Source organism: Ottowia sp. VDI28, from assembly GCF_049532675.1.
Taxonomy (GTDB): Bacteria; Pseudomonadota; Gammaproteobacteria; order Burkholderiales; family Burkholderiaceae_C; genus Ottowia.
Window position 1 is genome coordinate 2,098,474 of sequence record NZ_CP149820.1, and the last position, 19,240, is coordinate 2,117,713.

30 protein-coding genes are annotated in these 19,240 nt (G+C 62.0%); 21 read left to right on the plus strand and 9 right to left on the minus strand.

The window, feature by feature from the left end; all coding sequences use genetic code 11:
- Positions 1-4: 4 nt before the first annotated feature.
- Genes WJU18_RS10045 through WJU18_RS10070 form a run of 6 tightly spaced genes read right to left on the minus strand, consistent with a single transcriptional unit; the run spans position 5 to position 2,823 of the window.
- Positions 5-988, minus strand: coding sequence for a hypothetical protein (locus tag WJU18_RS10045; RefSeq protein WP_423459936.1), 984 nt, complete (start codon positions 986-988; stop codon positions 5-7).
- Positions 981-1,187, minus strand: a complete 207-nt coding sequence (locus WJU18_RS10050; RefSeq protein WP_423459937.1) for a hypothetical protein — start codon at positions 1,185-1,187, stop codon at positions 981-983. Before WJU18_RS10050 ends, WJU18_RS10045 begins: the two co-directional genes overlap by 8 nt.
- Positions 1,184-1,399, minus strand: a complete 216-nt coding sequence (locus tag WJU18_RS10055) for a hypothetical protein (protein WP_423459938.1) — start codon at positions 1,397-1,399, stop codon at positions 1,184-1,186. Before WJU18_RS10055 ends, WJU18_RS10050 begins: the two co-directional genes overlap by 4 nt.
- On the minus strand, positions 1,396-2,037 hold the full coding sequence (locus WJU18_RS10060; protein ID WP_423459939.1) for a hypothetical protein: 642 nt from the start codon (positions 2,035-2,037) through the stop codon (positions 1,396-1,398). The genes WJU18_RS10055 and WJU18_RS10060 overlap by 4 nt, the downstream gene beginning before the upstream one ends.
- A gap of 58 nt (positions 2,038-2,095) precedes the next feature.
- Positions 2,096-2,419 (minus strand): hypothetical protein, encoded by a 324-nt coding sequence (locus tag WJU18_RS10065; RefSeq protein WP_423459940.1) that lies wholly within the window; start codon positions 2,417-2,419, stop codon positions 2,096-2,098.
- Entirely contained in the window at positions 2,416-2,823 is a 408-nt protein-coding gene (locus WJU18_RS10070; RefSeq protein WP_423459941.1) for a hypothetical protein, read from the minus strand. Before WJU18_RS10070 ends, WJU18_RS10065 begins: the two co-directional genes overlap by 4 nt.
- A 179-nt stretch (positions 2,824-3,002) precedes the next feature.
- On the opposite strand from WJU18_RS10070, the gene WJU18_RS10075 reads away from it, so the two are divergent.
- Together WJU18_RS10075 and WJU18_RS10080 are read left to right on the plus strand one after the other, a co-directional pair.
- Complete coding sequence (locus WJU18_RS10075) at positions 3,003-3,305, plus strand: hypothetical protein (protein ID WP_423459942.1); 303 nt, start codon at positions 3,003-3,005, stop codon at positions 3,303-3,305.
- Positions 3,306-3,346: 41 nt separating this feature from the next.
- Positions 3,347-3,652 (plus strand): hypothetical protein, encoded by a 306-nt coding sequence (locus WJU18_RS10080; RefSeq protein WP_423459943.1) that lies wholly within the window; start codon positions 3,347-3,349, stop codon positions 3,650-3,652.
- On the opposite strand, the gene WJU18_RS10085 is transcribed toward WJU18_RS10080, so the two are convergent.
- The 3 genes from WJU18_RS10085 to WJU18_RS10095 form a co-directional block, all read right to left on the minus strand.
- Positions 3,631-3,966 (minus strand): hypothetical protein, encoded by a 336-nt coding sequence (locus WJU18_RS10085; protein WP_423459944.1) that lies wholly within the window; start codon positions 3,964-3,966, stop codon positions 3,631-3,633. The two genes, WJU18_RS10080 and WJU18_RS10085, sit on opposite strands and share 22 nt — an antisense overlap.
- A gap of 185 nt (positions 3,967-4,151) precedes the next feature.
- Positions 4,152-4,646 (minus strand): hypothetical protein, encoded by a 495-nt coding sequence (locus WJU18_RS10090; RefSeq protein WP_423459945.1) that lies wholly within the window; start codon positions 4,644-4,646, stop codon positions 4,152-4,154.
- 818 nt (positions 4,647-5,464) lie between these two features.
- Entirely contained in the window at positions 5,465-5,680 is a 216-nt protein-coding gene (locus WJU18_RS10095) for a hypothetical protein (RefSeq protein ID WP_423459946.1), read from the minus strand.
- A 346-nt stretch (positions 5,681-6,026) separates the two neighbouring features.
- On the opposite strand from WJU18_RS10095, the gene WJU18_RS10100 reads away from it, so the two are divergent.
- The 19 genes from WJU18_RS10100 (at position 6,027) to WJU18_RS10190 (ending at position 19,201) form a co-directional block, all read left to right on the plus strand.
- On the plus strand, positions 6,027-6,287 hold the full coding sequence (locus WJU18_RS10100; protein WP_423459947.1) for a hypothetical protein: 261 nt from the start codon (positions 6,027-6,029) through the stop codon (positions 6,285-6,287).
- Positions 6,280-6,456, plus strand: a complete 177-nt coding sequence (locus WJU18_RS10105; protein WP_423459948.1) for a hypothetical protein — start codon at positions 6,280-6,282, stop codon at positions 6,454-6,456. The genes WJU18_RS10100 and WJU18_RS10105 overlap by 8 nt, the downstream gene beginning before the upstream one ends.
- Positions 6,456-7,649 carry a DNA-methyltransferase gene (locus tag WJU18_RS10110; protein ID WP_423459949.1) on the plus strand — a complete coding sequence of 398 codons (1,194 nt, stop codon included), beginning with the start codon at positions 6,456-6,458 and terminating at the stop codon, positions 7,647-7,649. Before WJU18_RS10105 ends, WJU18_RS10110 begins: the two co-directional genes overlap by 1 nt.
- Positions 7,649-7,957 carry a hypothetical protein gene (locus tag WJU18_RS10115; RefSeq protein ID WP_423459950.1) on the plus strand — a complete coding sequence of 103 codons (309 nt, stop codon included), beginning with the start codon at positions 7,649-7,651 and terminating at the stop codon, positions 7,955-7,957. The genes WJU18_RS10110 and WJU18_RS10115 overlap by 1 nt, the downstream gene beginning before the upstream one ends.
- On the plus strand, positions 7,950-8,960 hold the full coding sequence (locus tag WJU18_RS10120) for a hypothetical protein (RefSeq protein WP_423459951.1): 1,011 nt from the start codon (positions 7,950-7,952) through the stop codon (positions 8,958-8,960). Before WJU18_RS10115 ends, WJU18_RS10120 begins: the two co-directional genes overlap by 8 nt.
- Positions 8,947-10,329, plus strand: coding sequence for a replicative DNA helicase (locus WJU18_RS10125; RefSeq protein WP_423459952.1), 1,383 nt, complete (start codon positions 8,947-8,949; stop codon positions 10,327-10,329). Before WJU18_RS10120 ends, WJU18_RS10125 begins: the two co-directional genes overlap by 14 nt.
- Positions 10,330-10,358: 29 nt before the next feature.
- On the plus strand, positions 10,359-11,066 hold the full coding sequence (locus WJU18_RS10130) for a hypothetical protein (RefSeq protein ID WP_423459953.1): 708 nt from the start codon (positions 10,359-10,361) through the stop codon (positions 11,064-11,066).
- A gap of 2 nt (positions 11,067-11,068) precedes the next feature.
- Positions 11,069-11,545, plus strand: a complete 477-nt coding sequence (locus tag WJU18_RS10135) for a RusA family crossover junction endodeoxyribonuclease (RefSeq protein WP_423459954.1) — start codon at positions 11,069-11,071, stop codon at positions 11,543-11,545.
- On the plus strand, positions 11,542-11,694 hold the full coding sequence (locus tag WJU18_RS10140) for a hypothetical protein (protein WP_423459955.1): 153 nt from the start codon (positions 11,542-11,544) through the stop codon (positions 11,692-11,694). Before WJU18_RS10135 ends, WJU18_RS10140 begins: the two co-directional genes overlap by 4 nt.
- On the plus strand, positions 11,691-12,236 hold the full coding sequence (locus tag WJU18_RS10145; RefSeq protein ID WP_423459956.1) for a hypothetical protein: 546 nt from the start codon (positions 11,691-11,693) through the stop codon (positions 12,234-12,236). Before WJU18_RS10140 ends, WJU18_RS10145 begins: the two co-directional genes overlap by 4 nt.
- Positions 12,233-12,502, plus strand: a complete 270-nt coding sequence (locus WJU18_RS10150; protein ID WP_423459957.1) for a hypothetical protein — start codon at positions 12,233-12,235, stop codon at positions 12,500-12,502. Before WJU18_RS10145 ends, WJU18_RS10150 begins: the two co-directional genes overlap by 4 nt.
- Positions 12,502-12,759: a hypothetical protein gene (locus WJU18_RS10155; RefSeq protein ID WP_423459958.1), complete on the plus strand. Its 258-nt coding sequence runs from the start codon at positions 12,502-12,504 to the stop codon at positions 12,757-12,759. Before WJU18_RS10150 ends, WJU18_RS10155 begins: the two co-directional genes overlap by 1 nt.
- Positions 12,756-13,292 carry a nuclease domain-containing protein gene (locus WJU18_RS10160; protein ID WP_423459959.1) on the plus strand — a complete coding sequence of 179 codons (537 nt, stop codon included), beginning with the start codon at positions 12,756-12,758 and terminating at the stop codon, positions 13,290-13,292. Before WJU18_RS10155 ends, WJU18_RS10160 begins: the two co-directional genes overlap by 4 nt.
- 1 nt (position 13,293) lies before the next feature.
- A complete protein-coding gene (locus tag WJU18_RS10165; RefSeq protein ID WP_423459960.1) occupies positions 13,294-13,608 on the plus strand; it encodes a hypothetical protein in 315 nt (104 codons plus the stop codon).
- Complete coding sequence (locus tag WJU18_RS10170) at positions 13,605-14,063, plus strand: hypothetical protein (RefSeq protein ID WP_423459961.1); 459 nt, start codon at positions 13,605-13,607, stop codon at positions 14,061-14,063. The genes WJU18_RS10165 and WJU18_RS10170 overlap by 4 nt, the downstream gene beginning before the upstream one ends.
- Positions 14,064-14,307: 244 nt before the next feature.
- Entirely contained in the window at positions 14,308-14,853 is a 546-nt protein-coding gene (locus WJU18_RS10175; protein ID WP_423459962.1) for a hypothetical protein, read from the plus strand.
- A 64-nt stretch (positions 14,854-14,917) separates the two neighbouring features.
- Positions 14,918-15,571, plus strand: coding sequence for a hypothetical protein (locus WJU18_RS10180; RefSeq protein ID WP_423459963.1), 654 nt, complete (start codon positions 14,918-14,920; stop codon positions 15,569-15,571).
- Complete coding sequence (locus WJU18_RS10185; RefSeq protein ID WP_423459964.1) at positions 15,568-17,013, plus strand: terminase large subunit domain-containing protein; 1,446 nt, start codon at positions 15,568-15,570, stop codon at positions 17,011-17,013. Before WJU18_RS10180 ends, WJU18_RS10185 begins: the two co-directional genes overlap by 4 nt.
- 1 nt (position 17,014) lies before the next feature.
- Complete coding sequence (locus WJU18_RS10190; RefSeq protein ID WP_423459965.1) at positions 17,015-19,201, plus strand: portal protein; 2,187 nt, start codon at positions 17,015-17,017, stop codon at positions 19,199-19,201.
- The last annotated feature ends 39 nt before the right edge of the window (positions 19,202-19,240 follow it).

A 19,240-nucleotide genomic window follows, 5' to 3' on the forward strand; every position in this document is an offset into this window, starting at 1 on the left:
CTCCTTATTTGGCGAATTCAGCGGCGCGGCGCTCGTAGAGGGCGCCGAGTTCGGCGCGATGGCCTGCATCGGCCACGCTGGCGATGAGGCTGGCGGCCTCGGCCAGCTTTTCTTCGGAGTCAGCGGCGGTGAGGCGGTCTGCCACCTGGGCATACGTGAAGAGGATTTCGCCGTCGCTGGTGGTCTGCGAAGGCTTTTCCTTCGGCTGCACGTCCGTGGCCTGATCGGCTGATTTCCCTGCCACCTTGACGTGCTCCAGAGCTTTCTTCTGGTCGGCAGTCAGTGGATTGCCCTTGGCCTCGATGAAAGCGATCAGGTCCGCGGCGCTCTTGCGGCCACTGGCGATCACGTCTTTCCATGCCGGGAACTTGGCTTCGAAGTCGGATTGGCTGTACTGAGCAGGCTCATTGCGCACTTCATCCACCGGCCCCATGAATCGCTCGGACGGCGTATCCATCGCCTCTTCGGCCACCGCCAAGCCCTTGATGACGTCGGCGAACTGATCGCGCAGCGCAAATGCCCGAGCGCGCTGCTTGAGCATGCGGTCACGGTATTGGGACCAAGGCCCCTGCTTGCCAATCAAGCCCGCGCCTTGGGCATCCTTGACGGAGAAGCGACCGACCTTGTCGGCGCGGCCGTGCCGTTTGGCGATGCAGACGGCGGTGAAGCCTTCGCCCTGGCCCTCGTAGAACTCCTCAACGTCCTTGCAAACGGGCGACGAGAGCACGAGGGCGAGCAAGGCGTCACCCCAGATAGAAGGGCGCCCATTGATGACGGCAATGCCTTGCAGCGCCTGCAAGGGCTTCAAGCCGACTTCCATGCCCCACTGCATTGCAATGAGGCAGTTGCCGGGCTTGCCCTTGAAGTCCTTGGGCACCATGTCGCTGTCGGCCATGTAGTTGGCGAAGGTCAGGGCTTGTTCAAAAGTCTGTGGACTCAGGTCGAACTGCTGGCGCGGTGCGACGGAAAGCGCGGTTTCTTCAGGCATATCGCCCTCCAAGTTGGTGGTTGTTGTGAATGGTTTTGGTGGGCTTCTTGAGCCCGCTGATGATGCCCACGTGCCAGCCGTTGCCGACCGGGCACCGGTAGGCGCTGGAGTGGTGGTCCTTGGCCCGGCCGCGTCGAGCCGCATCAATAGCGTGCTCGCGGGTCAGCGCGGGCTTGAGGCAGTTAGGGCAGTCGCTCATGGCAGACACCTCGGGCTTCCGCCGCAGTAGCTGTAGTCCGGGTCGAAGTCAGCCAGGTCGCACAGGATTTCGTAGCGCTCACCGCATGCGCGGCACTTGGCCTCATAGGTGCCGTCCGGTCCTTCGGTCACACCCTCCGGAAGAGATGGCAGCGCAAAGGCGCCCGATCTGATGGCGTGCCAGATAGCGGCTGCAATGACAGTGGCTCTCATGGCAGCCTCCGGAAGGACAGCGCCCATACCCAAGGATTTGCATCCCACGACCTAGCGCCGTGTATCGATTCCCAAAGCTGCGCATAGAGCGGCTTGGCGTCTTCGAAGCAGCAGCCGAGGCGCTGGGCCATGTCGTACTGCGATGAGTCGCTGAAGTCATGAATGACTTCCTCGATGCCTTCAGCCCAGCAGTCGGCCTCGCTGATATCCTGAAGTCGCTCGACGCGCACACCAGTAACCTCGAGATCAATGCGCGAGAGGCCACGCGGGCAATGCATGGGCGGCAGATAGGAGCGCTTCCACGGCCATGCATCGGCAACGGTCAGCGAGCCGTCGGCCGCATAGATCGAAAGCACACGGCCAGTGCCGTCGTCGGGCTCCTGGTCGGGAACCAGGCGAATGGCTTCGCGCACCCAAAGACGATCACCTGGCTGCCCATAGGGACAGTGCGCTTCCGCGAGGTCGGCCATTTCGGGCAGGAGAAACACCTCGGCATGCCTCTTCCCCGTGCGCGCCGCGAACACAGCCTCTCGCCCCACTGCGGCCTCTGTCTTCACAATGCGACGGGTTTGGGTTTTCGTGCCGGCCAGAAGTGCACGCACCATGGGCGCGCTGAAAAGAACAGGGCGCTCTTTCACGGCCGGACCCCTTCCAGATACATGGCGCTGGCACGCACTCGCGACAGATCGTGCTCAGTCAGGTACGGATTCGCCTCCTTGGCGGCTTGAACCCATTCCTCGACACGAGCGTTGTCGATTGGGGGAGGGGCTCATCTGCCCAGGCGGCAACCGCTTGATCCGCATCGGCCTCGCTCACGCAACCGGTGAGCATCACGAACGTGAGAACGCACAACACCAGAGCCGCCCAGTACGCCACCGCGCTCCAGAACGTCGGCGGCTCTTGCTCCGGTGGCCAGATGGCTTGCCCATAGTCAGCACCACGGAAAGCGGATTCGACAGTGCGATGAGCGCGCCCCGTGTGCGTGCTGCTGTAAATGCGATCTGTGGGCACGGTGCTCATTTCCAGCCCTCCAGCAGTCCAACATTGGCCAAGCCCTGCTGCTGAGCGGTCAGGTCGCGCTCGTACTGGCGGCCCTTGGGCTCGGTCTCGCTTGCCCTGGCCACGCGGGCGAGGTCCGCAATCTGGGCCTTCGTGAATGCCGGCGGCTGGGTGCGCCCGTCGCGCTGCCTGCGTGCTTCATTGCGCTGGCTTGCGAGGGCGGCCTGACGGACCATGGAGTTCACAACGCGGCGGCTGGCACCGATGCTCAGCCGGCGAGTCTCTGCCGCGGCGTCCGGATCGACGCTGCGATCAAGGACGTCGCGCTGGCGGGTCTCGAATTCAACCCGGCCCCAGGCAGCGCGCTGCTCTGAGGTCATTTGGCGGTACTGGGCGTGCCCCGTGGATGGGGTGCTGTCTTCCATTGGGTTCCTCCTGTTTGCGCTGCCGATGTGGTGCGCTTGGAGGAAATTATCAGCGCAGCGCTAATTTCTTGTCAATAGCGCGGCGCTAATAAAATTGATAGACTGCTGCCCACCCACCATCCTGTGGGCGTAAGAAAGCCGCCTCAGTGGGCGGCGGAAAGGAAGCTATGCAATCAGGGATGAATCAAGTGAAGGCCGTGCGCGCCTATGCGGCGGAGGCACCTATCGAGGCTACACAGAAGGAATTGCCGTCGATAGTGATACAGCTGGAGTCGACTGTCTCGGATGTTGATGCAGCACTTCAACGACTGCATGATCGCCTCGCGCCGGTTCGCATGCGGTTGCCGACCCGCGATACCGCGCAAGGTCGGGCTCAGCTAACGGGCTCCTCCCCAGTGGGTGAAGAGTTAGCCGGCCAGGTGAACCGTCTGCGCAACTTGGTGTCGGCAATTGAACAACTCACCGACGAGTTGGCGGTCTGAAAACAAAGAGTCGCCCCCATGGGCGACTGTGAGGAGTGAATATGGATTCCGATAAATTGCTGTTCGAACTGCTCGGCCCTGACGGCGAGGTGTGGAGGCTTTACCTTGACGGCCGCACAGAGGGTTTCCCGCAAGGAACAGTCATGCAGAACTTTGCGTTTCCGCTATGGTGCACTCTTGTCGGGAACGGTAGGAAAGAAAACGCGCAACTAATGGAGAGAGCCCGTATGCTGGTTCAGGTTTCGAGAAACCTAAATCTCCCGATAATTAGTGATGGTCCGCCCGATGCATTGGATGTCGCCATAGCGATTGCGCAAAAAGAGCTTCAGTCGTCTTCTGAAAGTTGATCCGTAAAGGGAAGATTGAGAGATTCGGAGATGCGATCAAGCATTTCGTTTCTCAATCTCTCCGCTTGCCTTTCTTTTTGCTTGAGCTGATTTTCGACGTTGTGATACGCCGCAATGAACGCATCTATGTGTTCATTTTTTATAGATAGTGGTTCGAGTTCAGTTTTTAGAATCACATATCCATCAACCAATGATGCAGTAATTTTTTCCAGTTTGACTTTGGAAACAATTTCATGCTCCGGGGGATCTTTAAAGTCCAAGGCAACCTCATTCGGGCCTTTGGTTTTCTCGCGTTTGAGTCCTTTGAGATACATAGGTCTTTTCCTTCATTTGATCCTCGAAAATCCGCACGTCTCCGGTAGCGCACCCATCACAGATTCTCCAGGGCATGCGCACCATGCCTTTTCGCTCTTTCTGCACAGTCCCCGAAGGCGCTCCCACCTATGGTTAATACCGTGCACCACAATGGGGATTAACCGGTAGAGTCGGGCGGGGGTGGTCAGATCCTTGGTCCGTTTCCAACACGAAGGGGCTCAGTGTTGTTCTGGGATTCGCGACGAAGCGCCGCGAGCACACGCTGCCGCAACTCATCGCTGTCCGGTACCTCGCCCAACAACTTAAGCGCTTCTGATAGTGCTTTCCTTTCGGTTGGTGGCAACGGAATCGCAGCGGCGATCAATGCGGCCAGAGCCCTTTCGAGCGGATCGCGATCCAGTGGCAGTGTCATGACCACGTTTGTGGCGGCTCGCAGCAACTCCGGATCGGTATCCATCCAGCCGCGCGTTTTATTCAAAGCGTTTTCGAGCGCGCGTGCTTGGTCCGAGCCCATCGTCTTGGGCTTTTTGGTCTTGCTCCCGATAGAGCCGTTAGCGATCTGGCTTAGCGTCGAGTCAGTGGCGATTCGACCGAGCTTCTCGTTGATGGCTGAGAAACTGCCGAACTCTTTCTTGAGCTCGAGCAGGCGTTCTCGCCTTACTTCTTCCACAGTTTTCATAGCGCCCTAATTTCATAGCGCATTGCTAATCCTGTGGCGTAGCGCAGCGCTGTTGACAATGATTAGCGCGGCGCTATCATTGATGGCATGCGCCTTTCTGAACTGCATAGTCACATGAGCCGGTCCGAACGATCGGAATTCGCCAAACGCTGTCTGATCTCGCCTGGGTACCTATGGCAGATCGCCACGAGATGGCAGGGTCGACGTCCAACAGTAGACCTGCTTGCCAGGCTGGCGAAAGCGGATCCCCGGCTCTCCGTCGAAGAACTCGTGGAGGAATTTGCGGAGAGTTCACCCCCCACCCCCGAACCAACAGGTGAGGTGGCCTGAGATGACCTCACCAAAGATTAAGCGCCAGGACCGCGCGCTGCACGTGATCGGGTTGTTGACCGTCTGGAAGAACAAGCAGTGGCTCCAAGACGACGACTGGAAACGCCTTGAGGATCTGGCACACGTTTTGAAGAGCGCGCGCCGGATTGAACAGATCAAGCTGACAGAAGTACAGCCAATTGCGGAAGCGCTTCTGAGATTTGCAGGGTTTGAGCCGCCCGCCGAACCCGACGCAGCTTCCGTAGAAGTAGCTCGCCCGCCTCGCTCGCCTTCAGGCGGAGCCAAGGCGAGCATGCAGGCGATGTACGAGGCAGTCCAGGCGGCCGCCCTTCGTGAGGCCCCGTCCACGTATGAGGCACTGCCAGGTCGACCAATCACCCTGACGGAACTACCGGACGGCCGTGCGGTACTTGATGTCGGTGACAGGCAACTGTCGTTCTCTCCCGCCGAGTTCGCCAGCTTGCGCGCTCGGTTTACCCCGCGCGTGGCTAGTAGCGAATCGGTTGGGCGGCCAGAAGCGCCTGTACGCCACTCAGGATGTCGTTTTTCAACGCCAGGGGATTCATTTGCACCGATATCAGAGTTGAGCAGTGAGGGCAGGTGTACGCGATGCACTTCCAGTGTTTCGGGCCACTCGCTGTGCCCGTGATCTCTTTCATGTCGATTTGGGTGATGTCCTGCTCGCAGCGTGGGCACTTGGTCATGTCCGCTCTCCTTGTGGCGATTGATGGTGTCGTGGGGATTTCCATCGTAGCCCAAGGCAGAGCGGGCACCCATTACGCCGAGGTGGCTCATGGCTGATCACCGCCAGGAACCGCCAGAGCCGCTGCCCTGCTCTGTGCTGCCGCGGAGGCCGAACCCGTCACTCCCGGGTGGCATTTCCCTTGCCATTCCCCAGAGCACCACCTTGGCTAAGAGCCAAGCCTGCCAGTCCGCAACCCAGTTTCCCCCGCGCCCAGTTTCTCCTCCCTCCTCCTCCTGCAGGGCGCGGGTTTGCGCGCTGGCCTGAGGGCTGGCGCGCCTTTCTATTTCCCAGATCAAGAGCTCCACATGAATGAAAAGCAGCCATTCCAGTACGCCCAGCCGAGAAATCCGGAAAACCACACCGTAGAGATGCGTATGCGTGTGCCGAAGTACATCGTGGATGCCTTCGATGCCGTTTCGATCGCTCGAAGGATGGAGCGCTATGAACTGGTCTTGATGACGCTGAAGAACGAGGCAGATCAGTGGTTGCATGAGGCAAGTTTGCTGACCAATGGCGCGCGAAGCAATCCACTGCTTGCGGATACGGAGGATGCGACGAATGGCTGATTCCATCCGTCCCTTGACACCATCGGACATCCGCGCTGCTGCCGAGGCGGCCGCGCACCAGCGGATCCCGCATGCAGAGGCCAACGACTTTCCGCCTGGCTCTGAGCAGTGGCGCACATTCGCTCGGGCTTATGCCGATGCGCTGCCACCGGTGACGGAGGCAGCCTGATGGAGAGGTATCGGCTACTTCATGGCGATTGCTGCGCCCTGCTTCGCACATTCGCCGACAGCAGCGTCGACTCGATCGTCACTGATCCTCCGTATGGGCTTACGTCCAACGGCGGAGGCCCGAGCAGTAAGGGGCAAAACACTCCGCACGGTCGCGCTCAGGCCGGCGCCTCGCGCGGGGGATTCATGGGATTGGCCTGGGACCGCGACGTGCCGTCCGTTGAGGTCTGGGCCGAATGCCTGCGAGTCTTGAAGCCGGGCGGGTACCTGTTGGCATTCGCGGGCACGCGCACCCAGCACCGCATGGCAACGCGCATCGAGGACGCTGGGTTTGAGATTCGCGACTTAATCGCTTGGGTTTATGGCTCGGGCTTCCCGAAGTCGCACAACGGTGAGTGGGGCGGCACCGCGCTCAAGCCGGCGCTGGAGCCCATCACCATGGCGCGCAAGCCGCTGGCGGGCACCGTGGCGGCGAATTGGACCGAGCATGGGACAGGGGCCCTAAACATCGACGCCTGCCGGGTGCCAAGCGAGTCCATGCCACCGAATACTGGAGCCGGCGGAATGCCACGGCGCCATGATACCGAGGCTCGCGGCCCTGGCATCGTCGCGCAGCCGCATCCAGGCGGCCGCTGGCCAGCAAACGTAATCCACGACGGCAGCGATGACGTAGTGGCGTGCTTTCCCCAGTCCAAGGGGCAGCAGGGCGCCGTCAGTGGCGACGAGCCAAGCAGCAAAACCAACAACGTGTACGGCCAGTTCGGTGGGCGCCCGGCAACCGAGCCGCGCGGCGACACCGGCAGCGGCGCACGCTTCTTCTACTGCGCCAAGGCGAGCAAGCGTGAGCGAGATGAGGGGCTGGATGGGTTTGAGCAGAGGCGCGGCGGTGCGGAGCAATTCGATAGCCGCTGGAAAGAAGGGACTGGAGAAATGCGCCAACCAACGCGCGCAAACATCCACCCCACGGTCAAGCCTACCGACCTGATGGCGTACCTCTGTCGGCTCGTGACGCCGCACGGTGGCGTGGTGCTGGATCCGTACATGGGTAGCGGCAGCACCGGGAAAGCTGCCATCCGTGAGGGATTCCGGTTCACTGGCATTGAACGCGAGGCCGAGTACCTTGCTATTGCTCGTGCGCGTATCGAGTTCGAATGCCGCCGCGGACACCAGATTTCATTGCCGGAGGTGGCCTGATGCGTACCACCATAGAAACCGCCACAGTGACGCAGGCTGGTGCCGAGCCGGCCATGGTACCGGTGACCGTCGTCAGCTTCGGCGCGCACGCTGAGCCGCTTTCCCTGGAAGACCAGGAGCGCGAGTTGCTGATCCAGATCGAAGGCCTGCAGATCCAGCGGGAAATGTTGGTCTGGGAGCGGACCGGAGACTTTGGTGCCCGCGGCCAGGCCGAACGGCACCGCCTCCGCATGGAAGAGTTGATCAAGGGGCGATCCGATGCTGTGCGTGCCCGCATGGCACAGGAGCGGGGGTTGCCGCATGGCTGAGGCGTGGATTCGCATGCGCGGAAGCCTTTTGACCAATCCCCGTGTCATCGCGATGGCAAGGCTGTTGCTGGTCGACCCGGATTTCCTTGAATGGTACGGAAACGATGGTGTCACGCAGGAATCGTCACGCGGCGTCACGATGCGTCACGTGACGGTCGTGACGCGCGTCACGGTGGGTGCTCTGGTTCCGTTGTGGACGATGGTCAACGAGTGTGCCGCGCACGACGGTGTACTGCGTGACGCGACCCTGTTTGAGGTCGACGCCATGGCAGGCGTGCCAGGCTTTGGAAAGGCCATGCGTGACACCGGCTGGCTGGACGAATTGCCGGACGGCGGGGTGCGGTTTCCTAACTTCTTTGAGCACAACACCGTGCAGGAGAGCCGTTCTACAGGGGCCAAGAGCGGTTCGCAGCGCTCGAAGGAGTATCGGGAGCGCAAGAAAGAAAAGGGCGGGGATTCGCCTCGCTCACAGTCCCAAAATTCGTCACGTGACGGTGTGACGGAAAAAAGTGACGCGTCACGTGACGGCGTCACCACAGAGAAGAGTAGAGAAGAGAAGAGTAATAACCCCTCTTCACTACGTTCAGAGGGGGAGGGCGCTGACACGCCACCCCCTCCCGCTCCTGCTAAGCCGAGAAGGGCGAAAGGGGAAGCCCGCCCGCTGTCGGCCTACCTCGTCGAATGCCGGACCGCTGGCGTCAAGCCCATTCCCGACGATCACGCCGTGCGACGCTGGGCTCAGGATGCGGGCATTGCACCGGAGATGCTGCAGATCGCCTGGGTGCAGTTTCGCGAACGCTACACCGAGGGCGAGAAGGGCAAACGCAAGCGGTACATCGACTGGCCGAGCCACTTCGCCACGGCGGTGAAGGGAAACTGGTTCAAGCTGTGGTTCCTCGGGGAATCGGGCGTGGTGTGGACTAGCGGGGGCCTGATGCACAAGCAGGCGCTTGACGCTCACATTGCGTCTAAGCAGCAAGGGAGTGGTCATGCACCCGAATGACATCGACCCATCGGCTCTTCCGTGGTCCCCCGAGGCGGAAGCCGCTGTGCTGGGCTCGCTGATGCTCAACGCGGACGCCTGGGACATGGTTGGCGACATCCTGGAGCCCCATCATTTCTTCGACCGCCGGCACTCGCGGATCTTCGCCGCGATCACGCGGCTGGTGCTGGCATCCAAGCCGGCGGACGTGGTCAGCGTCTGGACCGACCTCGAGCATGCCGGCGAAGCCGAAGACATGACGGTGGCCTTCGTGAACGAGCTGGCCGCGGTGCCCTACAGCCTGGCCAATGCCCGACGTTACGCCGAGGTGGTAGCCGAGCGAGCACTGATGCGCGGGCTGATCGAGGCCTCCGCAGAAGTGCGCGAGATCGCCATGGAGCCCGGGCTTGCTGTCGCCGACCGCCTGGACAAGGCGCAAGGCACTCTGCAGGCGCTGGCCATCAACCGCAGCCGGCAGGTGCCGGTGCACGTGGGCGATATGGCTGCCGCGCTGTGCGATCGCATCCAGGACCTCCACGAAGGGCGGATCGAGCCCGGCACCAGGACCGGAATCCCTTCCATCGACAAGCGACTGAACGGCGGCTGGCGGCCGGGCAAGCTGATCATCCTGGCGGCGCGCCCCGCGATCGGGAAGTCGTCTCTGGCGATGCAACTTTGCATCAACCTGGCCGAGCGTGGCCAGGGCGCGGCGTTCCTCTCGCAGGAAATGCCCACGGCCGATCTCATGGACCGTGTGGGCTGCAACGTGGGCCGGATCCTGCTGGACAACGTGGTGACGGGCAACCTCAGGGATTGCGAGTGGCCGCGCCTGACGGACGCCGTGAATCGGATGCGCACGCTGCCCCTATACCTGGACGATCAGCCGGCGCTGACGCTGGCCGACATCCAAGCGAAGGCCCGGGCCCTGGTTCGTCAGTCAGGCATCAAGCTGCTGGTGCTCGACTACATCCAACTTTGCGGCTCTCGCAAGACTGCCGACAAGCGGCACCACCAGATTGAAGAGATCAGCCGCGGGCTCAAGACCTTGGCCAAGCAGCTTGGCATCACGATCCTGGCGCTGTCCCAACTCGGCCGCGAGGTCGAAAAGCGCCCAGGCGGCAAGCCCCAGCTATCCGACCTGAAGGAATCCGGCGCGATCGAGGAAGACGCTGACGTCGTGATCTTCCTCAGCCTGAGCCACATAGCCGATATGGGCGGCAAGGTCATCGAAGCCGATTTCGCCAAGAACCGGCAGGGCCGTGTCGGCAGCGTGGCGCTGGCTTTCGATGGCGGCTTCCAGTCCTGGACCGATAGCGGGGAGCCCCTGAGCAGATCCGGGGCTGCCCGACCGCGCGGCGCGCCAGTCCCAACGTATGACCCCGATTTTTGACTCCACCACCACCCCGAAAGGACCTTCCCATGACCCCTACTAAATCCGAGTTTGCTTTCCGTGAAGTCACCGACGTGAAACTCACCAGTGTCAATTTCCGCAAGGAGATCCACGGTGATGAGCACGTGCAGGCCGTCGATTTGACGATGGGCGTCGACGTCCCAAACACCTTGCTGGACATCATCCAACCCGGTCTGCGCGAGGCGCTGTATTTCAACATCGACGCCAGCCGCGGCCAGGTGACTATCGTGGATTTGCCCGAGACGCTGCCGAACCTGCGCTTTCCACGCTTGAACGGGGGCAAGTTCAGCCTGGATGACAAGAAGAACAAGCTGGCCGGCTACGAGCTGTTCATCGACTACGGGCTGGGCGATGACCGCAGCAACATGGTCTTCGACTGCTGCAAGGTCGTGAAGCGGGCAATCGAGACGAAAGAGGGTGGCACCGTTCACCTGAGTTGGCAGGTTCAATACTCCGGCGACCGCCTGGATCAGGAGACCTGTGGGAAGCTGGCGCTGCTGGAGCAAGATCTGATCGCCATTCGGCTCATCCCCCCCGTGGTGACAGCCGATCCGGAGCCGGAAGAGAAGCCGAAAAATCCGCTCTACATGGGCGAGGATGAGGACGAAGACGAAGGGGGTGCTGGCCAGACTGCCGAAGACCTGTTCCTGGCCGGCGCGGGCGAGTCCTCGGACGAGCAGGGCCAGACCGAGACCCTGGAATCGGACGCACGCTGAACATGATCGAGCTCAGCCTGCCATACCCGCCCAGTGCCAACCGGTACTGGGAGACGCGGATCATCAAGGCCAAGGCAACAGGCCGGATGATGGCGCTGACCTACGTCAGCCGGGAAGCCAAGGAGTTCAAAGAAACCGTGGGCTGGCTGGCGCGCGCGGCCGGGGTTCGATCGCCCATTCCTGGCCGCGTGGCCGTCTCCTACCGCCTCCATCCTCACCGTCCGCAGGACTGGCAGCGGCGGCTGAAGCGCGACCCGGAAGGCTGGGAAGACACGGTCCAGTGCATCGACCTGGACAACGCACAGAAGGTGACGTTGGATGCGCTCAAGGGCATCGTCATCGTGGATGACGGCTGGGTTTGGTCAAGCACCGCCATGCGCGGAGAGCCTGTCGAGGGCGGAAAGATCGTTGTTCGGATTGCGCCAGCCCGCCCCCAGGTGCGCTCGGTGCCGCCTCAAGCCGTATTGGAGTTGGTGTGACGCTGATTCTGCGCCCCGTAGGCCGCGGTAACTGGCGCCCCCAGACCTTCACAGTGGATGAGCGCCACGTGCCGCCCATGCTGGTGCGGGTGGGCGAGCGCTTTTCTCTGGGCGGCGTGCTTTTCCGGATTGCGAAGGTGCTGCCATGACCAAGCCCAGCCCCATCCTGATCACCAAGCGCGCCAGCTTGGCCAACATGCCAGAAGCGCAGCGCGCCACCGTTCGGCACGTGCTCCTCGATGCCGTAGGCGGTCTGGACAGCGTGCACAACACCAGGTGGCGCCGTTTCGTGAACCGCCTGCTGCGCGCCGAGCCGGGCGAGGTGTTCGAACTGATGACCCTGACGGATCGGTCGGGCAAGTTCCACCGCCGCCACATGGCGCTCGAGCAGCGCCTATTCGACCACCAGGAGCGCTTCGCCACCTTGGGCGCGCTGCGCGACTGGCTCAAGACGGGTGCCGGATGGGTCGAGTGGAAGCCCGGCGCCAGGGGAAGCATTGTGCCGGTGCCGCGATCGACCGCCTACGAGGCCTGCAGTGACGACGAAATGCGCGAGGTGCACGAAGCCATGCTGGCCTTCCTGCACCAGCCAGCCACCCAGCGGAAGCTCTGGCCGCACCTGAGCAGCCATGCCCGCGCGGCCATGCTGGAGAGCGTGTTGGCCAGCCCTGAACAAGGAGAGCAGCAATGATTCCCCCGCTTTCCGATCTCGAAGCCCGAGCCCGCTGGCACCTTGAGATAGGCTATCCCGCGTATCCGTACCCAGTGGTTCAGGAAGAGCCCGAGTATGACGACGACTACGACGACGGGTACGAAGGGCTCTATACCTGCTGGAAGTGCGGCGGCGAGGGTATCGAAGTTTTCTGCTGCGATGACCTCTGCCAGGGACAGGACTACTGCATGCACGGCGACGGGCAGCGGATGTGCCCTGAGTGCCACGGGGAGGGCGTGCTGTGATGATGCGTACAGCTTCCGAACTGTGTGCAGAACTCGGCCTTTCGTCGATTGCGTTGGCTGACATTCCCAGGGTCGTTGCAGCGCTGCACCGCGCCTATACCGCTGGACAGCGAGACGGGGAACGCGTGGAGCGCGAAGCGTGTGCAGGCATTTGCGACCACTACGCCCACGCGCTCGACAACGGCGGCAGTGCCTATTTGCGTTCTCACGAGTGCATGCAGGCCGCCCGGAGCATTCGTGCTCGGAGTCCGAAATGATGCGCCGCCAGCCTCTCCGGTCCCGCCCCAAGGCGCCGGCCCGCCCAGATCGCGAGCAGCGCCTGACCGAGCGTGCCGCGCGCGCCGTCGAATACGCCAAAAGTTGCGAAATTTCGAAATCTGGAAATTTCACCCTGGCGCGGCCGGTGCCGAAGCCGGAAGCCCACCGCAACCCGCATCTCCTGGCCATGGCCAAGGGTATGCCCTGCCTCTTGCAGGTGCCCAGCGTGTTCTGCGCCGGTTGCGAAACCGTGGTCGCCTGTCACAGCAATTTCAGTGTCCACGGCAAGGCCGGCACCAGGAAGGCAGATGACCAATACAGCGTTTGGGGTTGTGCCGCCTGCCATAACTGGTTGGATCGACTCGGTGCGCCACGAAAGCAAAAAGAAGCCGTCTTCATGGCCGCCCACCTCCGTCAAGTACTTCATTGGCGGGAAATCGCCAGCAACCCAGCCGCCCAGGCTCGTGATCGCAAAGCCGCCCAGTGGGCGCTCGATCGCCTAAACGCCACCCCTGTTACCGATATCGACTGAAATGAGAACTTTGGAAGAATCCCCCGCGCCGGAATTGCGCAAGCCTTGGACCACGAAAGAACTGGCCTACGTTCGCGAGCACTACCCGTCTCAAGGCGGGGAGAAAGTAGCCGCGACACTTGGCCGTTCGGTAGGCGCTGTATGCAGGTTCGCGAGCAAATACGGGATCGCGAAAGACCATGTGAGGCTGGACATGGGGAAAGTCAGCGAAATCCGGACCTCACGCGAACCGGCCAGAGTGTTCGCGGAGCGATTCGGCGTGAGCGTCACCCAGATCAACCGAGTGCGTCAAGGGCTTGCGTGGAGGGCGGCATGAGGCAGCGCCGCCATCACAACCGGCCCGGGCCCCAGGTGCTGCCCAAGTTTTGGCGGCCGAAGCTTTCCGCCGGCCAAGTCCTGGATGCCCGAATCATTCATAACGATCTCCTGGACCGCCTGACCACAGGAAAAGCCACCAGCGGGGATTTGTGGGACTGGATGGAAACCGGCTTCACCTACACCCAGATGATGCGCATGCTGGCCGAAGACGGCATGGAGTTCACCGACGAAGCCATGCACGCACTGGCCGCTCAGTTGGAAAGCTACGAGGAGATTTGCGCCCGCCTGCGCCGCACCGGCCGGGTAGGGCTCAGCGGCCCCGAGATCCGGATTGCCCAAGACGCGGCCGCCGTGATGGATGAACTTGTCGGCCTTGATCGCCACGGCATCGCCGAGCGCGCGGCTCGGTGGTCCATCGAGCAAATGTCCAAGATCCGGAGGGCTGCTGGATGACCTGTCCCGCCTGTGAGAAAGCCCAGACGGACCCCCGGCCCGGCCTGTTCCATAGCAACTGCCGCGGCTGCCAGATAAGGGCATTTGCTGGTGGCCCGACATTCTTTGCCACCCGTCGAGCCGGGGTCGTTACGCCGGTCTACAAAGCTGCTTTGCAAACGCTCTTTGGTGACGACTGGAGAACGGCACACGAAGACGTGAAGAGGGAGTTCAAACGGCTGCAATCATTGAAAGGAGGCAGACCATGAGCACGATGACCCCCCCAAAGGCCACCGGCCAGATCATCTGGGACACGATGGTGGGCATGAGAGAAGCCAACCAGGCGATCAGCAGAAACCGGCTCCAGGAAATCACCGGCCTGAAGTACACCCTGATCGATGATCACGTCACCCGCCTGATCGAAGAAGGCAGGATGCGCAGGGTGATCGACGGCGTGTACGAGCTGGTTGACCCCATGCCCGAACCCCGGCCCGTGTCCGTCACCCACCTGCCGGACGGAATGACCATCATCGAATGCGGCGACGGCGAACTGCGCATGTGGCCGCCCGAAGTCCGAAAGCTGGGCTTGGCCGTGGTGGGCAACGCCATGCAGTTCTCCCAGCTGCAGAGCCAACACGATATGGCGGCCATGTTGACGGAAGCCACGGTGCGCAACCGAGCACTGGCGGACCGCTTGAGCGACTTGGAGCGCGAATATAAGGCCTTGTTGGAGTTCCCTGGGCTGCGCGCGTATGTGGAACGCCAGCGCAAGGCTCAGGCGGCGGGGCAAGGTGATTTGCTGGGTGAGTGAGGGTTAACAACCCACCCCCTGTAGGGTTGGCGTAAACCGCCCGCGCCCGGAATCATCCCGGGCAATGTCCAATACACCCGAGTCAAAGCCGTCCGTAGACTGGGAGCGCATCGAGCTCGATTACCGCGCCGGTATCAAGAGCCTGCGCGAGATCGCCGACGGCTCCGGCACCAGCCACGTCAATATCGCCAAGCGCGCAAAGAAGCTCGGATGGGTGCGCGACCTCTCCGTCAAGATCCAGGCCAAGGCGGACGAACTAGTTAACAAGGCTTCGGTTAACGCTCCGGTTTACAAAGCCAGTCCTGTTAACGAGCAGCAGACGGTTGAGGCTGTAGCGCAGACGCAGGCGGGCATTCGGCTGGCGCACCGGGAAGATATTCACCGCGCTCGGGTTGTCACAATGGCGCTGCTGTCGGAGATGGAACTCCAGGCTGGGCCCGAGAACGTCGCATTGCTGCAGGAATTGGGCGAGCTGATGCGCAAGCCTGGCGACAAAGACCAGGACAAGCTCAACGAGATCTACCAGAAGATCATCAGCCTGCCAGGCCGAGCCAAGACTATGAAGGATCTAGGCGATGGCTTGCGGAATTTGGTGGCGCTGGATCGTCAGGCCTACGGCATCCGGGATGAGATGCCTGAGCCGCCAGCCAAGGGGATGGAGCAAATCACCACGGCTGAACTTCTGGCCATGCGCGCGGCGCTGAAGGCGGTTGCATGACGGCCACGGTGGAAAAGCAGGCCGCGATGCTGGCAATGGTCGAGCGGGAACTGGCATTCCGCCAGTTGGACCAATACAGCCCATATGCCAAGCAGCGGGAGTTCCACCGGGCCGGGGCGACGTTCAGCGAACGGCTTTTCATGGCTGGAAACCAGCTTGGGAAAACGAAGGCCGGTGGTGCGGAATGGGCCATGCACTTGACCGGGCGATATCCGGATGACTGGGACGGCGCCACCTTCAACAAGCCGGTCCTCTTCTGGGCGGGCTCCGTGACCAACGAAGCCACGCGGGACAACCCGCAGCGGATGCTGATCGGCCCGCCCGCCACACCCGAAGCTTGGGGAACTGGGATGATCCCACGTGATGCCATCATCGGGACCACGCGATCCATGGGCGTGCCAAACTTGCTTGACGGCGCTGTGGTCCGCTGGGGCGGCGGCGGCGACGTTCAGGCCGGTGAATCCATCATCGCCTTCAAGTCCTACGAAAAGGGCCGCGAGAAGTGGCAGGGCCCCACGGTGGATGGCGTTTGGTTCGATGAAGAGCCTCCGGAAGACATCTACTCGGAAGGTTTGACTCGGACCAACAACGGACAGCGCGGCCAGTTTGCGCAAACCACGTTCACGCCCCTGCTGGGTATGTCCAAGGTCGTGATGCGGTTCCTGATGCCGGACGCCAACGATCCCGGCGCCAAGGCGCGCAAGGTCATCAGCATGACCATCTGGGACGTGGATCATTACACCGAGGAGCAGAAGGCCTCCATCGTGGCCAGCTATCCTGCCCACGAGCGGGACGCGCGTTCCAAGGGGATTCCGACGCTGGGCAGCGGACGCATCTTCCCGGTGCCGGAGGAGAGTATCAAGGTTCCGGCCTTCCCGATTCCGCCGCACTGGGTCAGGATCAACGGCCTGGACTTCGGTTGGGATCACCCCACCGCGGCGGTGCAACTGGCGTGGGATCGTGACAACGATTGCATTTACGTGATCCAGGCGCATCGCCAGGCCGAAGCCGCGCCGATCATCCACGCGGCAGCGGTCAAGGCTTGGGGCACTTGGGTGCCTACCGCGTGGCCACATGACGGCCTGCAGCACGACAAGGGCAGCGGTGAGCAGCTTGCCCGCCAATATGCGGCAGCCGGCCTCCTGATGCTCAAGGACCGCGCCACTTTCGAGGATGGCACCAATGGTGTCGAAGCCGGCCTGATGGACATGCTGGAGCGCATGCAGACCGGGCGCCTAAAGGTGTTCAGCCACCTTGAAGACTGGTTCGGCGAGTTCCGCCTGTACCACCGCAAGGACGGGAAGGTTGTGAAGCTCCAAGACGATCTGATGAGCGCCACGCGGTACGCCATCATGATGAAGCGCAAGGCCATTACTCGGCCGGCACCTGCACGACCGATGACAGGCGGCTGGACGCCGCTAGACCGAGAAATAGGGTACTGACATGCAAGCCACCGAGACTAAAGGGGGCGAGCAGCCCCAGGCCGACGAACAGCCGCGTGACCTTCGCGGCGAGTTCGTCATCACACTGCTGGACAAGCGCAAGGACGCGGTCAACGGGCGCGCCAACTCCGGCATCGAGGAGGAGTGGACGGAGGACGAAGAGCACTACCAGGGCATTGACGATGCCAACCGTGCCTTCCAGAACGCCAATCAACTATATCGGAGCCGTAAGACCGCGATGATCAGCGGCCGCCCCACGGCCGCACCGACCCGCTCCGTCATCTTCCTGAACATCACACGCCCCTATACAGACGCGGCCAGCGCTCGGGTAGCGGACATGCTTCTGCCCACCGATGACCGATCCTGGGAGATCAAGCCGACACCGCTGCCCCGCCTGAGCCAGATGCAACTCACCAAGCTGGGGGAAGCCATTGGCGTGTCTGACCCTGTGCAGGTTCAAGCGCAGATCGAAGCGAGGCAAGCGAAGGCTAAGGACGCCGCGGAGCGCATGCAGCGCGCCATTGAGGATCCGCTGGTCGAATCGAACTGGCACGGGGAAGTTCGCCAGGTAATCGAAGACGCTGCCCGAATTGGCTCTGGCGTGCTCAAGGGACCTTTCCCGATCTCGCGCACCGTGCGCATGACCACGAAGAATCCGATCACCCAACTGACTGAGTACGCCAAAGCCGAGGAAATCAAGCCCGGGTCCAAGCGAATCGATTCGTGGAATTTCTTCCCAGACCCTGATTGCGGCGAGAACATCCACAACGGCAGCTTTACCTTCGAGCGGGAATACATTGGGCGCCGTCAGATTAAGGAGATGCTGGCTGATCCCAGCTACGAGACCGCAGAGTTGATGGCAGCCTTGAACGAAGGGCCATCCCGCACCAACGATGGCACGGAGGCGGTGTATCGACCTTCCAAGGACGAGTTCGTAATGTGGATCTTCTACGGGCACTGCGCCCGGGAAACGTTGCTTCATCTCGGTATCGAACTGGATGAGGGCGCCGAAGATCGAGTTCCGACCATGGCGGTGATGATCAATGACCGCTTGGTGAAGACGGTCGAGAGCCCGATCGAGAATGGTGAATTTCCCTATGACGTTCTAGCGTGGCAGCGTCGGCCGGGCATGCCTTGGGGGATGGGCGTTTCCAGACAGATCCGCACCGTCCAGCGCATGCTCAATGGGAGCGCCCGCGCACTGATGGACAACTCGGGCCTCTCTGCCGCGCCCCAGTGGATCATCGGGAACGGCGTTACCCCGATCGACGGCGAATTCACCCTGCGGCCAGGGAAGGGCTGGCGTCTAGACACTACAGCCTCTGCCGACGACGTGCGCAAGGCATTCGCTGCCTTCGTGGTCCCGAGCGTGCAGGCCGAATTGATGGCCATCATCAACTTCGCCATGCAGATGGCCGAGGACACCACGGGCATGCCTGCCATGCTGCAGGGAATCAGAGGCGATGCGCCCAATACGCTTGGCGGCATGCAGATGCAGAACAATAACTCCACCAGCGTGCTGCGCCGGCTGGCCAAGCGGTTTGACGACTACATGACGCGCCCCCACATCCAGCGGTACTTCGACTGGATGATGAACTACTCGGATGACGAAACCATCAAGGGCGACTTCGAAATCGAGGTGCGGGCATCGTCGGCACTGGTCGAGCGTGACGCCCAGCAGCAGTTCCTCCTGCAGATGGTTGGACTTGCCCGAGATCCTGCCTACGAGATCGACCCCGCCAAACTCTTCGCGGAGTTGTGCAAGGGCCAGCGCCTGGACCCAAAGAACTTCCAACTGGACGAGCAGCAGAAGGCGCTCCGTGCACAGCAGGGGCAAGACCCGACGGTACAGGCCAAGGTCAAGCTACTCGAATCACAGGCGCGCAAAGCGGATGCCGATGCCACCAACACTGGAATGGATACGCTTTACAGCGGTGTGCAGACTGGTCAGGCTATCTCCATGAATCCTGCCGTCGCTCCGCTGGCCGACGATCTGGCCAAGTCGGTCGGGTTTGTAGACCAGAACGCGGCGCCCATCGTGCCCCTGGCTCCGGCAAGCCTCGAGCCAGTTCCTCCGGTCCAGAACACCAACCCGCTCACCCCCGCCAACCCGGAAAGCCCGGAAGTGGGGGTACGGCATGGCATTGAAACACCCGAGGCAGACGGTGGACCGCTGCCCCCCGCATAGGGTTCGACGGAGGCGGCGCCAGAGTGAACACTGCGGGAC

Coding starts and splice junctions, on each gene's coding strand:
- WJU18_RS10045 (WP_423459936.1), bottom strand. CDS start 988: ATGCCTGAAGAAACCGCGCTTTCCGTCGCACCGCGCCAGCAGTTCGAC.
- WJU18_RS10050 (WP_423459937.1), bottom strand. CDS start 1,187: ATGAGCGACTGCCCTAACTGCCTCAAGCCCGCGCTGACCCGCGAGCAC.
- WJU18_RS10055 (WP_423459938.1), bottom strand. CDS start 1,399: ATGAGAGCCACTGTCATTGCAGCCGCTATCTGGCACGCCATCAGATCG.
- WJU18_RS10065 (WP_423459940.1), bottom strand. CDS start 2,419: ATGAGCACCGTGCCCACAGATCGCATTTACAGCAGCACGCACACGGGG.
- WJU18_RS10070 (WP_423459941.1), bottom strand. CDS start 2,823: ATGGAAGACAGCACCCCATCCACGGGGCACGCCCAGTACCGCCAAATG.
- WJU18_RS10075 (WP_423459942.1), top strand. CDS start 3,003: ATGAATCAAGTGAAGGCCGTGCGCGCCTATGCGGCGGAGGCACCTATC.
- WJU18_RS10080 (WP_423459943.1), top strand. CDS start 3,347: ATGGATTCCGATAAATTGCTGTTCGAACTGCTCGGCCCTGACGGCGAG.
- WJU18_RS10085 (WP_423459944.1), bottom strand. CDS start 3,966: ATGTATCTCAAAGGACTCAAACGCGAGAAAACCAAAGGCCCGAATGAG.
- WJU18_RS10090 (WP_423459945.1), bottom strand. CDS start 4,646: ATGAAAACTGTGGAAGAAGTAAGGCGAGAACGCCTGCTCGAGCTCAAG.
- WJU18_RS10095 (WP_423459946.1), bottom strand. CDS start 5,680: ATGACCAAGTGCCCACGCTGCGAGCAGGACATCACCCAAATCGACATG.
- WJU18_RS10100 (WP_423459947.1), top strand. CDS start 6,027: ATGAATGAAAAGCAGCCATTCCAGTACGCCCAGCCGAGAAATCCGGAA.
- WJU18_RS10105 (WP_423459948.1), top strand. CDS start 6,280: ATGGCTGATTCCATCCGTCCCTTGACACCATCGGACATCCGCGCTGCT.
- WJU18_RS10110 (WP_423459949.1), top strand. CDS start 6,456: ATGGAGAGGTATCGGCTACTTCATGGCGATTGCTGCGCCCTGCTTCGC.
- WJU18_RS10115 (WP_423459950.1), top strand. CDS start 7,649: ATGCGTACCACCATAGAAACCGCCACAGTGACGCAGGCTGGTGCCGAG.
- WJU18_RS10120 (WP_423459951.1), top strand. CDS start 7,950: ATGGCTGAGGCGTGGATTCGCATGCGCGGAAGCCTTTTGACCAATCCC.
- WJU18_RS10125 (WP_423459952.1), top strand. CDS start 8,947: ATGCACCCGAATGACATCGACCCATCGGCTCTTCCGTGGTCCCCCGAG.
- WJU18_RS10130 (WP_423459953.1), top strand. CDS start 10,359: ATGACCCCTACTAAATCCGAGTTTGCTTTCCGTGAAGTCACCGACGTG.
- WJU18_RS10135 (WP_423459954.1), top strand. CDS start 11,069: ATGATCGAGCTCAGCCTGCCATACCCGCCCAGTGCCAACCGGTACTGG.
- WJU18_RS10145 (WP_423459956.1), top strand. CDS start 11,691: ATGACCAAGCCCAGCCCCATCCTGATCACCAAGCGCGCCAGCTTGGCC.
- WJU18_RS10150 (WP_423459957.1), top strand. CDS start 12,233: ATGATTCCCCCGCTTTCCGATCTCGAAGCCCGAGCCCGCTGGCACCTT.
- WJU18_RS10155 (WP_423459958.1), top strand. CDS start 12,502: ATGATGCGTACAGCTTCCGAACTGTGTGCAGAACTCGGCCTTTCGTCG.
- WJU18_RS10160 (WP_423459959.1), top strand. CDS start 12,756: ATGATGCGCCGCCAGCCTCTCCGGTCCCGCCCCAAGGCGCCGGCCCGC.
- WJU18_RS10165 (WP_423459960.1), top strand. CDS start 13,294: ATGAGAACTTTGGAAGAATCCCCCGCGCCGGAATTGCGCAAGCCTTGG.
- WJU18_RS10170 (WP_423459961.1), top strand. CDS start 13,605: ATGAGGCAGCGCCGCCATCACAACCGGCCCGGGCCCCAGGTGCTGCCC.
- WJU18_RS10175 (WP_423459962.1), top strand. CDS start 14,308: ATGAGCACGATGACCCCCCCAAAGGCCACCGGCCAGATCATCTGGGAC.
- WJU18_RS10180 (WP_423459963.1), top strand. CDS start 14,918: ATGTCCAATACACCCGAGTCAAAGCCGTCCGTAGACTGGGAGCGCATC.
- WJU18_RS10185 (WP_423459964.1), top strand. CDS start 15,568: ATGACGGCCACGGTGGAAAAGCAGGCCGCGATGCTGGCAATGGTCGAG.
- WJU18_RS10190 (WP_423459965.1), top strand. CDS start 17,015: ATGCAAGCCACCGAGACTAAAGGGGGCGAGCAGCCCCAGGCCGACGAA.